This is a genomic window from Psychrobacter pulmonis, assembly GCF_904846465.1.
Classification (GTDB): domain Bacteria; phylum Pseudomonadota; class Gammaproteobacteria; order Pseudomonadales; family Moraxellaceae; genus Psychrobacter; species Psychrobacter faecalis.
Genome location: NZ_CAJHAT010000001.1, coordinates 505669 through 518878, shown reverse-complemented (window position 1 = coordinate 518878; position 13210 = coordinate 505669). Strand labels below are relative to the sequence as shown.

At 42.4% G+C, this 13210-nt stretch carries 12 protein-coding genes; 11 read left to right on the top strand and 1 reads right to left on the bottom strand.

Annotation, left to right across the window (positions count from 1 at the left end):
• The first annotated feature begins 26 nt into the window (after window positions 1–26).
• The 5 genes from ppk1 (at window position 27) to JMX70_RS02155 (ending at window position 3987) form a co-directional block, all read left to right on the top strand.
• Window positions 27–2273, top strand: coding sequence for a polyphosphate kinase 1 (gene ppk1, locus JMX70_RS02175; protein ID WP_227671128.1), 2247 nt, complete (start codon window positions 27–29; stop codon window positions 2271–2273).
• 376 nt (window positions 2274–2649) lie between these two features.
• Window positions 2650–2820 carry a hypothetical protein gene (locus JMX70_RS02170; RefSeq protein WP_180952588.1) on the top strand — a complete coding sequence of 57 codons (171 nt, stop codon included), beginning with the start codon at window positions 2650–2652 and terminating at the stop codon, window positions 2818–2820.
• Between the two features lie 43 nt (window positions 2821–2863).
• Window positions 2864–3121 carry a hypothetical protein gene (locus JMX70_RS02165; protein WP_201589186.1) on the top strand — a complete coding sequence of 86 codons (258 nt, stop codon included), beginning with the start codon at window positions 2864–2866 and terminating at the stop codon, window positions 3119–3121.
• Window positions 3122–3247: 126 nt separating this feature from the next.
• Complete coding sequence (locus tag JMX70_RS02160) at window positions 3248–3634, top strand: hypothetical protein (RefSeq protein ID WP_227671127.1); 387 nt, start codon at window positions 3248–3250, stop codon at window positions 3632–3634.
• 92 nt (window positions 3635–3726) lie between these two features.
• Window positions 3727–3987 carry a hypothetical protein gene (locus tag JMX70_RS02155; RefSeq protein WP_102077668.1) on the top strand — a complete coding sequence of 87 codons (261 nt, stop codon included), beginning with the start codon at window positions 3727–3729 and terminating at the stop codon, window positions 3985–3987.
• A 162-nt stretch (window positions 3988–4149) separates the two neighbouring features.
• On the opposite strand, the gene miaE is transcribed toward JMX70_RS02155, so the two are convergent.
• Window positions 4150–4863: a tRNA-(ms[2]io[6]A)-hydroxylase gene (miaE, locus tag JMX70_RS02150; protein ID WP_227671126.1), complete on the bottom strand. Its 714-nt coding sequence runs from the start codon at window positions 4861–4863 to the stop codon at window positions 4150–4152.
• Window positions 4864–5435: 572 nt separating this feature from the next.
• On the opposite strand from miaE, the gene JMX70_RS02145 reads away from it, so the two are divergent.
• The 6 genes from JMX70_RS02145 to JMX70_RS02120 all read left to right on the top strand — a co-directional run bounded on the left by JMX70_RS02145 (window position 5436) and on the right by JMX70_RS02120 (window position 12924).
• A complete protein-coding gene (locus JMX70_RS02145) occupies window positions 5436–7640 on the top strand; it encodes a malate synthase G (RefSeq protein ID WP_201589183.1) in 2205 nt (734 codons plus the stop codon).
• Window positions 7641–8169: 529 nt separating this feature from the next.
• Entirely contained in the window at window positions 8170–9177 is a 1008-nt protein-coding gene (locus JMX70_RS02140) for a porin (RefSeq protein ID WP_201589181.1), read from the top strand.
• Window positions 9178–9406: 229 nt separating this feature from the next.
• Entirely contained in the window at window positions 9407–11041 is a 1635-nt protein-coding gene (locus tag JMX70_RS02135; protein WP_201589178.1) for a CTP synthase, read from the top strand.
• A 245-nt stretch (window positions 11042–11286) separates the two neighbouring features.
• Window positions 11287–12162 (top strand): 3-deoxy-8-phosphooctulonate synthase, encoded by an 876-nt coding sequence (kdsA, locus tag JMX70_RS02130; protein ID WP_201589175.1) that lies wholly within the window; start codon window positions 11287–11289, stop codon window positions 12160–12162.
• Window positions 12163–12207: 45 nt separating this feature from the next.
• Window positions 12208–12462, top strand: coding sequence for a hypothetical protein (locus tag JMX70_RS02125; protein ID WP_201589173.1), 255 nt, complete (start codon window positions 12208–12210; stop codon window positions 12460–12462).
• Window positions 12463–12699: 237 nt separating this feature from the next.
• Entirely contained in the window at window positions 12700–12924 is a 225-nt protein-coding gene (locus JMX70_RS02120; protein WP_201589171.1) for a heavy-metal-associated domain-containing protein, read from the top strand.
• Window positions 12925–13210: the final 286 nt, after the last annotated feature.

Here is a 13210-nt window from a genome sequence, read left to right as displayed (position 1 = left end):
CGTAAAGGATTAAAAAGGTGGCAGAGATGGTTAATAAGCAAAATAACGATCATGAAATTAACGATAGTATTGATGTTAGTACAAAAACGGATAGTGAACTCAGCACGAATCTGGTCAAAACAGAAGAAGAGCTAACAGCAAGCTCGAGCAAAGGATTGAGTGAAATAGACTGGCAGCGTTTCGACGATGGCAGCTATTCGCCGAGCAGCTATATCAATCGCGATTTGTCTTTGTTGCAGTTTCATCTGCGGGTGTTGGCGCAGGCGGCCAGTCCGCGCCATCCTTTGTTAGAGCGCTTGTTTTTCCTCATTATCTTTTCTTCCAACATGGATGAGTTTTTTGAGATTCGCGTCGCCGGTATCATGCAAAAACTCAATATGGGTGATGTCTCAACCAGCGCTCATGGTATGCGCCCAAGCGAGGTGCTCAGAGAAATCTCTGCTGTCACTCATAAAGCCATCAGCGAGCAATACCGCATTTTAAATGAAGATATCCTGCCAGCCCTTGCCCAAGAAGATATTCGCTACTTAAAACGTGATGAGCTAACTCCTGAGCAATCGGCGTGGATGAAGCAGTATTTTACCGAGCAAGTTTCACCAGTCTTGACCCCGATTAGCATTGATCCGGCGCATCCATTTCCGAGATTGGTGAATAAAAGCTTAAACTTTATCGCCACGTTAGAGGGCAAAGATGCCTTTGGTCGTGATATCAATCTCGCCATTGTACCAGCGCCGCGCAGCTTGCCGCGTGTCATCCGCTTGCCGGATGAGCTGACGGGTGGTAAAGAGCATCATGTGATGCTATCGGCGGTGATTCATGAGCATATCGGTGAGCTATTCCCGGGGATGAATGTCACTGGTTGTCATCAGTTTAGACTAACGCGCAATGCCGATTTGGATTTGGCAGAGGATGTCGATGATATTGCCAAGGCACTAGAGGGCGAACTTGAAAACCGCCGCTTTGGCGACAAGGTGCGTTTAGAGGTCACTACCGATTGCCCAGCGCCGATTAGCGATTATTTGCTCAATGAGTTTGAGCTACATGACAATCAACTTTACCGCGTCAATGGGCCGGTGAACTTAACGCGCTTGCTGTTTGATTTTAATATCCCAGCGCTACGCTATCAGCCTTTTACCCATGTCGTACCTAAGCCGTTCCGCCGTGAAGTCGATAAGCTCGATAAAGCGACCAGCATGTTTGCCGCGATGCGTAAGAGCGATGTCTTGGTGCACCATCCGTTTCATGCGTTTTCACCGATTATCAATCTATTGTGGCAAGCAGCAAGTGATCCAAAAGTGCTCGCCATTAAGCAAACGCTATATCGTTCAGGCACCAATTCAGAAATCGTTAAAGCCTTAGCGGCGGCGGCGCGTAATGGTAAAGAAGTCACGGCGGTTATCGAGTTACGCGCCCGTTTTGATGAAGCCTCAAATATCGCGGTGGCTAATTATCTGCAAGAAGCAGGCGCGGTGGTGGTTTACGGTATCGTCGGTTACAAGACTCACGCCAAATTGATGCTTATCATTCGTCGTGAAAACGATAAAATTCGTCGTTATGTGCATCTCGGTACGGGCAACTATCATGCTGCCAATGCCAAAGTCTATACCGATTATGGTTTATTTAGCGCCGATCCTGATATCTCAGAAGACGTGCACAAAATCTTCCAAGAGCTAACAGGCATGGGTAAACCGGCCAATCTAAAAAAACTCCTACATGCGCCGTTTACCTTGCATGAAAAGCTCATGAGCTTTATCGATGATGAAATTGCTCAAGCCAAAGCAGGTAAACGCGCTCATATTATCATCAAGGTCAATGCCCTGACCGAGCGCCGACTGATTGATAAACTCTATGATGCGTCGCAGGCAGGCGTTAAGATTGAGCTGATTTTGCGCTCCATGTGCTGCCTGCGCCCGCAAGTAAAGGATTTGTCCGAAAATATCACCGTCCGTTCTGTGATTGGGCGCTTTTTGGAGCATACGCGCATTTATTACTTTTATAATGCTGGCTATGAGCGCTTGTATTGCGGCAGCGCCGACTGGATGGACCGCAACTTATTCCACCGCGTTGAGGTGGCGTTCCCAATCGAAGACAAAAAGCTATTCAAGCAAATTTATCAAGATGGCTTAATCAACTATCTACACGACAATACTCAGGCTTGGACGCTTGATGGTAATGGCGTTTGGCAGCAATTACAACCAGCGGCAGATGAAACACCGCATATCGCACAAGAGCATTTATTAAAGGTCATCAACGGCGTTGGCGAGACAACTTAGACTAGTTCTCAACAACCTTTTTAGATTCAATAAGCATTGAAAAATCCAAATAAAAACCAAGCATCTGTATTTATCGGATCTTGGTTTTTTTATTTAATAGCGCTTATAAAGTTGCGGAATAAATTACTAAAAAGTAGCGCACTAATGAAAAGCAAGTTACAAACTGTCGGCTAACCTCACATTTATTCACACATTGATACGGCAGTACACTGGTGAGCAGTCAAAAATTATTCTTATAATTAAGTTATACCTTGTCTCTGATAGCTGATAGACAGCAGTCTATATATCAATAATTTATAAAGAGCGAGCAAGGATAAGCTAATTATAGCTAGTACAATTTTATTATAAATAAATTACAAATAAGAGGAATTGCACCATGAGTAATACCAATAATGACACATCTGATGTAAAAAAAGCGGCAGAACAAGCAGATAGCCAACAAATCGAAAAAAACCTAACCGATAACAAGCAAGTCGATAAACCTGAAAATCTAAGCGAAGAGCAAAAAACGCCTTTTATCGAAGATGATTTGCGGACTGATAAATAATAAAACTAATCTGCTGCTCTACACCAAACGCGAGGGACACGCCATGAAAGACTTTACCCAACCTAATGATGAAGAACCGGTACTAATTGATGATCCAGCGGCATTAAAGCCAAAAAATCCTAAAGACAGTTACAAAGGTCGAAAGTACGAGCCGGATATTGATGGACCACAGCAAGAATCACAGGAAACGGACGAGATATATTCCGACCCTCGTAAAGAAGAGGACTTACCAGCAGGCGGCAAAAACGTCGCGGATTTAAACGCTTATGATTTATCGAAAAAAGGTAATGAATCGCGTTAAGCCGTTGTTTAATTTACAAATAAGTAAGCAATATTAGAAATTCAATGATCAACAATAATAACGATAACCGCAATAATCTAATATGATCAGAACATGATAATAATTACACATGATAAGGATACCATGATGCAAAATGAAAATATGCCAACCAAAGATCCCGCTTTAACCAAGACGCGTCTAGACGACGCTGATGTTAATAGTTTTAATACTAATACAACTGATGCTCATACAGCTAATGCTCATACTGAAATTGACAATAGCATTACTGAAAGTAAAGGGACATACACCTTTAAAGAAGGCGTGATTAATTCAGAACACGTCAACGATAATGACAATCCTGCGCGTCAGCCAGATCGCCGCGATCAAGAAGGTAATGCTTTCGACGAAGGGATAAATGAGCATACCACCATGCCTGAAGCGGCCAAAAGCACCGATATAAACGATTTAAATCGCTATGCCAATGTCGATAATGCGCAAACACGCGTACTAAATCCTGACGAAAAAGATTTCTAATAGTTAAGGTTGAAGGTGTTTAGCGTGGCTAAGAGTGCTAGCAAATATAGATAGCTATTTTTTATATGCTTATAATTATAAAGAGAAGGCCTATGACTATACAAAACGACAAGAACGTTAATGCTACGGACGTTAATGATAAGGATGTTGATGTGCATCAGCAAAAGCTGAATCATCCAGAAAATAACTCTAATCTAAAAGATGCCGATGACAATAATGGTATTGTACCTGACGATGCCCTGCAAAAGGTCAATCCGGCAGAAGCAGAACGGTTGACGGATGACCACGATCCCCATCATGTGGTAAAAAATCACAAACAATATGATACTTCGATAACCGAAAGCGATAAATAATGGCTTTCAGAACAATAAAAGATTGAATAATATAAGAACTTGACAGTTTGTAATGTCGTTTTAGATTGCAGTATTTAAAAGGTTTAATTATTAGTGAGGTTTTATACGCTAACGGTTAAACCTTTTTTATTTTAGGTGAAAATTAATAAGATGATTAGATAATTAAGCAGGGTTACCACTATGAAAGCGTAGCTCGGTATCTGGACTTGATATCAGCTCTGCTTCAACTTCTTTAAAAAAGGCGACACGTTCGTCAATATTATCTTCAGCTAAAGACTGCGCCAATGCCAAATAATCTTCAAAATGGCGACTTTCTGATTTAAGTAAGTAGCGATAGTATTTCGCCAATCGTTTATCATTAATGACTTCCGCCAGCGCCGCAAAACGCTCACAAGAGCGCGCCTCGATAAATGCCCCAATAATTAAGACATCTACCATCGCGGCTGGCTCGTAAGTGCGTTTATGCTTGAGCATGCCTTTGGCATAACGTCCAGCGCTCAGATATTTCCATGCTTGCCCGCGCTCATTCATGATGCCAAGCACTTGCTCATAATGCAGCATCTCCTCGCGTATTAATTGTGCCAATTTGCGCTGTAAGTCATAAGAAAACTCATAACGAAAGATTAAATTCATCGCCGTACCAGCCGCTTTTTTTTCGCAGTTGGCATGGTCTTGAATGATTAACGGCAAATCCGCAAGGGCAGCATCGACCCAAGCTTGGGTGGTACGCGCGCCTAAAAACTCATAAATAGGCGATAGGTCTACTTTTAGTGGCGTTCTTAATTGGGCGATATCGACACTGTCTTCTTGAGAGCTGTCTTCGTCAGCGTCATTATTTTGGGTTAGCGTTGCAAGTTCTTGGGTAGTAATAGTCATAGTTTTTCGGACTTTTTAAAGAGTAGATGTAAGGCAGTATTTATTAAACAATAATAAAAAGGCTTAAGAGTGAGAGCTATTATAACGACTATAACGGCAAATATTTTTAATGGCGCTTGGCATTTCTGGCATGATAGATAATCAGGTAAGCTTGGTACTTTCAAATGCTTTGGCTTAACAGATAACTATTAAGCATAATTTAATGTAGTAATGATTACTTACGGTTTATACATCATTTCAATTCTAGCGCTTAAGCAGACTATTGACCGCACCTAAAGCCATATGGCTTATAGGATATCATTTATAGACAGCCTAAGTATTTACTTAGTGAATGGTCTTTCCTTGTTTATTTCATTATTTGATAGTAGGATGAGATTTTGCTTTTAGAATATCTTGTCTTACTATTATTATCAGTTAATAGCTAGCCAATCGGTATTATATCAACTATCCATGCTAGCGCAAAAAGTAACGCTTAGCGCCCTAGCATTGGCTTTGCACTGCACTAAATAGTAGCAATATAGATAATAGCAATCCGGGATTAACACACTTCACGAACAGATAAGGATAACAATATGAGCCAGTCTTCTAACGCCAATCGTATTCAAAAAGGCATTCTTGCCATCGATAAGCAGATGTTCGATTTTATTGAAAACGAAGTGCTGCCGAAAGTCGGTGTTGATTCAGACAGCTATTGGTCAGGTTTTGAAAAGGTTATTAAAGAATTTACGCCGCGTAATAAAGCGCTGCTCGCGACCCGTGCCAAAATTCAGCAGCAAATTGACCAGTGGCATCTCGACAATCCTGCCAAAAATGGCGATATTGATTACCCAGCTTATAAAGCGTTTTTACAAGAAATCGGCTACTTACTACCAGAAGGTGATGATTTCAAAGTCAGCACCCAAAACGTCGACGACGAGATTGCCCATATCGCAGGCCCGCAGTTGGTGGTGCCAGTCCGTAACGCACGCTATGCATTGAACGCAACTAACGCTCGTTGGGGCAGCTTGTATGATGCCTTGTACGGCACAGATGTCATCAGCGATGAAAACGGACAAGAAGCCAAAGGTGGCTATAACCCAACGCGCGGCGCCGCTGTCGTCGCCTATGCCAAAAAATTCTTAGATGAGAACTTTGCAGTAGCATCAGGCTCATACACTGATGCTACTGGCTTTAAAGTTGTCGATGGCAAGCTTGAAGTCGTACAAGGCGACAGCAGCACTGAATTAAAAGATGCCGCTCAGTTTGCAGGTTTTGTCGGCGAGGCTGAAAGCCCAACTGGTATTTTGTTAAAAAACAACAACCTACATGCTGAAATCCAAATCGATGGCAGCCATCCAGTGGGTAAAGACGACCCAGCTAACATTAAAGACGTATTACTTGAATCTGCTATCACGGCCATTCAAGATTGCGAAGACTCAATCGCTGCCGTTGATGCCGAAGAAAAAGTAGAAGTGTATCGTAACTGGTTTGGTTTGATGAATGGCGACTTGCAAGAAACCTTTGAAAAAGGCGGCAAAACTCGTACGCGTAAACAAAACCCAGACCGCGAATACACCACGCCAGATGGCGGCGCACTTATCTTACCAGGTCGCTCGCTACTATTGATTCGTAACGTTGGTCACTTAATGCAAAACCCGGCTATCTTGGTTGATTTGGGTAACGGTCAAGAAGAGATTTTTGAAGGCTTAATGGATGGTTTGATTACTCCGCTATTGTCTTTAAATGATTTAAAAGGCAAAAACGAGCTATCAAACTCGCGCAAGGGCTCGATGTATATTGTTAAGCCAAAAATGCACAGCCCTGATGAAGTCAAAATGGCGAACGATTTGTTTAACGCTGCTGAAGACTTATTAGGCTTAGAGCGTAATACCATAAAAATTGGTGTGATGGATGAAGAGCGCCGCATGACGGTTAACCTCAAAGAAGCCATTCGCCAAGCAAAAGAGCGCGTTATCTTTATCAATACGGGCTTTTTAGACCGTACGGGTGATGAGATGCACACCAGTATGAACGCTGGGCCCTTTGTCCGTAAAGGCGATATGAAATCGCAAGCATGGCAGCCAGCTTATGAGCAGTGGAACGTCGATATCGGTTTAGAGACCGGTCTACAAGGCCACGCTCAAATTGGTAAAGGCATGTGGGCGAAGCCTGACGAGATGAAAGAGATGATGGAAAGCAAAATCACCCATCCACAAGCAGGCGCTAGCACAGCTTGGGTACCATCACCAACGGGCGCTACTTTGCACAGCATGCATTACCATGAGGTCAATGTTGCCGACGTGCAAGACAGCTTAAAATCCCGTGAGCGTGCCAGCTTAGATGATATCTTGACCATTCCATTGGCTAAAGATAGCAACTGGACAGAAGAAGAGAAGCAGCAAGAGCTTGATAATAACGCTCAGGGTATCCTAGGTTATGTTGTACGCTGGGTAAACCAAGGTGTTGGCTGCTCTAAAGTGCCAGATATCAATGATGTAGGTCTAATGGAAGACCGTGCAACCTTGCGTATCTCAAGTCAGCATATCGCCAACTGGTTACATCACGGCGTGGTAAGCGAAGAGCAAGTCATGGATACCATGAAGCGCATGGCAAAAGTCGTCGATGAGCAAAATGCGGGCGATAATGGCTATCAGCCAATGGCCAATAACTTCGATAATTCTTACGCCTTTAAAGCTGCCTGCGATTTGGTCTTTAAAGGTCGTGAGCAGCCAAGTGGTTACACTGAGCCATTATTGCATCAAGCGCGTTTAGACTTAAAAGCCAATACGCATTGCTAGCTCCTTATTTGTAAAAGCCATTAAAGGGCTACTTATCCATGGTTAAGTAGTCCTTCAATACTTAGTATTACTCAAGCATATTTAAAGCAGTGTATTTCTTTTATTTATTTATAAAAGTTACCCCTATTTGCCAATGGCGAGTAGGGGTGTTTTTTTTGTTTTTATCTAAATAATCGTTAAACCTTAGGTTAAGCATGGGTTTAAGGATTTTTCGTCATCAAAGACTTAAAAATATGTTGCAAATTATGTCAAAGTTGTTATGCTTGTAATCGAAGTATGAGTTTGGTAACGGATGTTACGCAACAGAGCGATAAAGACCAACGTTTACATGGCAGTTACGATTTCGATCCCAGTTATGTAAGTCATGGTTTTTTTCATCTTACGGTAATAGAACTTCGCCACACTTGTTTCTGACTAATCTCGGTAGCCAGTTACACATTATATCTTTGAGGATTTGTGACGATACCATTTTGGGCACTGGCTAATAATAGCTCGCTCATTACTAAAATTGTAAAGTGGAGATACCCCCATGAAAAAACTACTTTTAGCTACAGCAATCGCTGCCCTATCTGTATCAGCTGCTCAAGCTGCACCTACCGTATATGGTAAAGCATTCGTTACTGCTGACTATGTTAATGAAGAAGTTGACGCTCCTGGTTTAAATGAAGATGCTAATTCACTACAGATCAACTCTAATTCTTCACGTCTAGGCTTCAAAGGTTCTGAAGCTATAACTGCCAATACTGATGTGATCTATCAGTATGAAGCAGGTATTGCAATTGATGGTGATAACGGTGACGATAATGTAGCATTTACAAGTCGTGATACTTATCTTGGTTTGAATAACAATAAGTATGGTGAATTCCGTTTTGGTCGTAATACCTCATCAACTGACTATATCAACAACGTACTGGTTTCAGATGCTTTGTTTGACAACCAAAGTGATTTGATGGCAGACAGTGGTCGTAGAAACAACTCTATCCTTTGGAAGGCACCTAAGTATAACGGTCTTCCACTACAAGTTGTTGCTATGTATAGTGCAGATGAAACCTTCGTTGGTGATGAAGATGACCGTGACAGCGGTTTTGGTGTTTCAGCTATGTTTGATCAAGGTACTGGCTTTACAGCGGGCTTGTCTTATGATAAAGATTTAAACGTTGAAGGCGGCGGTGATTTAATCCGTGGTACTACTACTGTAGATATGTCTAAGTTTGCTTCTTTACCATTAACGCTTGGTGCACTATATCAAGTAGCTGATTATGACGCTACTGGCGGAGATGAAAAAGGTCTTATGGTAAGCGCTTCAATGGCTTTACAGAACTTTGCAAAACCTGCTTCTGTCTATGCTCAGTATACTAATACTTCAGATAGATTTGGTTTAGATGGACTTGATGCTAGTCAAATCGTTATTGGCGGTAAGTATTCTTATAAACCAAATATGATTGCTCACGCCTATGCTGGTATGAATGAACTTGAAGATGATACTGCTAGTGTTGAAACTATTGCTATCGGTGGTGGTCTAGAATACTTATTCTAATCTAAACATTAGAATCTGATTATAAAAAACTCATCCTTCGGGGTGAGTTTTTTTGTTGTGACCTTTTTAAAGCTGCAGTGGGTTATAATAGCTACGTATTTACGATGACTACGCACTTAAAATGACTAAGCGTTAAAAACTGAGTGTTTTAAAGAGTTTGCGCTTTTGCCCTATATTTTGTGACGTATTTTTAGTAAAATCCTTCTTTACCAATTACCGACAGAGTACTATGACCAAGTTTATATTTGTGACCGGTGGGGTAGTGTCCTCACTAGGAAAAGGTATTACCGCAGCCTCTCTTGCCGCAGTGCTTGAAGCACGTGGCGTGAGCGTGACGATGACCAAAATGGATCCGTATATCAACGTCGATCCAGGCACGATGAGTCCATTTCAACATGGCGAAGTGTTCGTCACCGAAGACGGCGCTGAGACCGATTTGGATTTGGGCTATTATGAGCGCTTTTTACGCCATTCAAAGATGAGTAAGAGCAATAACTTCACCAGTGGCCGTATCTATCAGAACGTTTTGAATAAAGAGCGCCGCGGTGAATATTTGGGTGGTACGGTACAGGTGATTCCGCATATCACTGATGAAATCAAAAGTAAAATTCTTGCCAGTGGCCAAGGCTATGATATCGCCATTATCGAAATTGGCGGTACGGTCGGTGATATCGAGTCACTTCCCTTTATGGAAGCGGTACGCCAAATGCAAGTAGAGCTAGGTCGCAATCGCGCCATGCTGATGCATTTAACGCTGGTGCCTTATATTGCCAGTGCGGGCGAAACCAAAACCAAGCCTACCCAGCATTCGGTAAAAGAGCTACGTTCTATCGGTTTGCAGCCAGATATCTTGATCTGCCGCTCTGACCATCATATTTCACAAGACAATCGCCGCAAGATTGCGTTATTTACCAACGTCGAAGAGCGCGCAGTCATCATGTGTGAAGATGCACAAAGTATTTACCAAATCCCGCGTACCCTGCATGAGCAAGATCTTGATGATTTAATCTGTGAGCGTTTTGGTCTTGATGTACCAGAAGCGGATTTAAGCGATTGGGATAAAGTCGTCGAAGCTCAGCTCAACCCTGAAGCGGCAGTGACGGTTGCGATGGTAGGTAAGTATGTTGAATTGCCAGATGCTTATAAGTCTATCAACGAAGCTTTGCTACACGCTGGTATCACTCATAAAGCCGACGTCAAAATCGACTATATCGACGCTGAGCTGTTAGAAACCGATGATGCTTTATTTGCTCGTCTAAACGATGCCGATGCTATTTTAGTACCGGGCGGTTTTGGTGAGCGCGGTACCAATGGCAAAATGAAAGCCATTACCTATGCGCGCGAAAACAACGTACCGTATCTGGGCATCTGTCTTGGTATGCAGCTGGCTGTGATTGAATACGCACGTAATGTGCTACATATCGATGCCAATTCTTCTGAGTTCCATCGTACGGCGGCTGAGCCTATCATTGGTTTGATTACCGAGTGGTTGGATGAGCGCGGCGAATTGCAGATTCGTAGCGATGATTCAGACCTCGGTGGCACCATGCGTTTAGGCGCGCAGCAAGCGGAACTGGTGGCGGGTAGTAAGCTTGCGCAAATTTACGGTTCAACCAATATCACTGAGCGTCATCGCCATCGTTATGAGATGAACAATCGTTATATCGAGCCATTAGAGCAAGCAGGTATGACGATATCGGGTTATTCTGCTAAGCAGCATTTGGTTGAGTCGGTTGAGATTCCTAACCATCCTTGGTTTGTCGCCGTACAGTTTCATCCTGAATTTACCAGCTCGCCACGCGGTGGTCATCCACTGTTTAACAGCTTTGTTAAAGCAGCAAGAAACTATAGCGATAATAAATAATCGTTATCGCACAGCAGCTTAATAACTATAAAAAGACTGATCTTCTGATTGGTCTTTTTTTTGGCTTGATTTCCGACTTTTCTAATGACATTTTTTATAGGTACAGCTTTTATATCAGGCAGTTAAAATTATCAATTACGCTTGGATACTTTTTTTCATTGAGGTATCGGTTACAATAGGAAAAGTCAGATGAATAAACGCTGTTGATAACGACAGTAAATAACAATAATGAGGGTCAGCACTTCATGGAACATTTATTAACCGCGCAATCACATATCAAGCTCAATACGCCAAATGGCAAGACGATTAATATCGGTAACGACCAGCCATTTGTACTATTCGGTGGTATGAATGTCTTAGAGTCCAAAGAATTGGCGTTTGAGATTGCCGAGCAGTATGTTGACATATGTCAGCGTTTGGGCATCGGCTATGTCTTTAAAGCCAGCTTTGATAAAGCCAACCGTTCAAGCTTACATTCATATCGCGGGCCGGGTCTAGAGCAGGGTATCGATTGGCTAGGGCAAATTAAAGAAAAGTTCCAAGTGCCGATTATCACTGACGTCCATGAACCGTATCAAGCAGCGCCAGTCGCTGAAGTTGCCGATATTATCCAGCTACCAGCGTTTTTATCGCGTCAGACTGACTTGGTGCACGCGATGGCAAAAACCGATGCGATTATTAATATCAAAAAGGCACAGTTTTTAGCACCGCACGAGATGCGTCATATCGTCAATAAATGCCTTGAAGGCGGTAACGATAAGCTGATTTTGTGTGAGCGCGGAAGTGCTTTTGGTTACAACAATTTGGTCGTCGATATGCTGGGTTTTGATACCATGAAGCAGATGAATATCCCCGTGTTTTTTGATGTGACGCACAGTTTGCAGCAGCCGGGAGCGCGTAGTGACAGTGCTGGTGGTCGCCGTGAGCAAATCACCACCCTTGCTCGTGCAGGTATGGCGACAGGTTTGGCAGGTTTGTTTTTAGAGGCGCATCCAAACCCAGAAGTGGCAAAATGCGATGGCCCGTGTGCGTTGCGAACCAGTCAGTTAGAGCCGTTTTTGCGTCAACTTAAGCAGATCGATGAGTTGGTCAAAGGTTTTGAGGTATTGGATACGCATTAATGCTATAAACGCTATAAACGCTATAAACGACGAGGGTATAAGATCATGGCGATTAAAGTTGCACAAGTAAGTATTGAGAATATCGATGATACCGAAGGGTTTGAGAGCGTGATGACGGCGCTAAAAAATATTACCGGTGTCACAGAAATTGAGCTACAGCCTGAAAACAGAATGGCATTTATCCATTATGATGATACCAAAACGACGGTGCATGCATTTGTTGCAGCAATTAGCACGGTTGATTACGTGACTCAACCGTTTCCTATCGATGCCCCGCAAAACCCACGTTATCATGATTAGAGATTACAGCTTACTCTTGTTTTAGAAATAGGAAGTGTGGCTTGTCGTTTTGGTATAAATCCATGGCTTTATTAATACAGTTATAACCAAACTTACTTGTTGTTAACAGTAATACGTCTTATGCTAGTTGCATGCTGTGTTTATAAGTAAGCGTATAAAGAGCATTATAAACGCAGTTTTTGAACATTATAAAAAATTCACTAATAAAAAATCCGTTATAAGAATAAGGAGCCTCTCATGGCAAACCAAACCAGAATCATTAATATCGATGGCATGACTTGTGGTGGTTGTGTGGCAAGCGTACATAAAGCGACTGACGGCATAGACGGCGTAGAGACAATCTCTGTTGATTTGGCTGATAATTTAGCGACCGTGACCTTTGATGACACTAAGACCGCTATCGAGGAGATAGCAACTGCTATCGATGATGCAGGTTTCGATGCCACCGTTGCTAACTCTTAAGATTATTTATATTTATAAAAGAACCGGCTCTCATGGCTGGTTTTTTTAATGGCTAAAAAATAACGAGGCAGCAATAACTAATGTCTTTTCATTTATACGCCAATAGCTCTTGATGAGTTGCAAGCATAGAAAAAGTTGAATTACCGCCAATCATAACCATTTAGTATTTATCCCAGTAAGTTTAGAAAAGGGCTATTCAAATACGCTTTCGTCTAACACCTTTATCAAGCTATTGAGCTTTTTTTCCGCGCAAACGAATGCCTAAATATCTAAACGCTATCACGCG

Excerpts from the sequence above, each read along its gene's own strand:
- ppk1 (WP_227671128.1), top strand. The coding sequence starts at position 27 with ATGGTTAATAAGCAAAATAACGATCATGAAATTAACGATAGTATTGAT.
- JMX70_RS02170 (WP_180952588.1), top strand. The coding sequence starts at position 2,650 with ATGAGTAATACCAATAATGACACATCTGATGTAAAAAAAGCGGCAGAA.
- JMX70_RS02165 (WP_201589186.1), top strand. The coding sequence starts at position 2,864 with ATGAAAGACTTTACCCAACCTAATGATGAAGAACCGGTACTAATTGAT.
- JMX70_RS02160 (WP_227671127.1), top strand. The coding sequence starts at position 3,248 with ATGCAAAATGAAAATATGCCAACCAAAGATCCCGCTTTAACCAAGACG.
- JMX70_RS02155 (WP_102077668.1), top strand. The coding sequence starts at position 3,727 with ATGACTATACAAAACGACAAGAACGTTAATGCTACGGACGTTAATGAT.
- miaE (WP_227671126.1), bottom strand. The coding sequence starts at position 4,863 with ATGACTATTACTACCCAAGAACTTGCAACGCTAACCCAAAATAATGAC.
- JMX70_RS02145 (WP_201589183.1), top strand. The coding sequence starts at position 5,436 with ATGAGCCAGTCTTCTAACGCCAATCGTATTCAAAAAGGCATTCTTGCC.
- JMX70_RS02140 (WP_201589181.1), top strand. The coding sequence starts at position 8,170 with ATGAAAAAACTACTTTTAGCTACAGCAATCGCTGCCCTATCTGTATCA.
- JMX70_RS02135 (WP_201589178.1), top strand. The coding sequence starts at position 9,407 with ATGACCAAGTTTATATTTGTGACCGGTGGGGTAGTGTCCTCACTAGGA.
- kdsA (WP_201589175.1), top strand. The coding sequence starts at position 11,287 with ATGGAACATTTATTAACCGCGCAATCACATATCAAGCTCAATACGCCA.
- JMX70_RS02125 (WP_201589173.1), top strand. The coding sequence starts at position 12,208 with ATGGCGATTAAAGTTGCACAAGTAAGTATTGAGAATATCGATGATACC.
- JMX70_RS02120 (WP_201589171.1), top strand. The coding sequence starts at position 12,700 with ATGGCAAACCAAACCAGAATCATTAATATCGATGGCATGACTTGTGGT.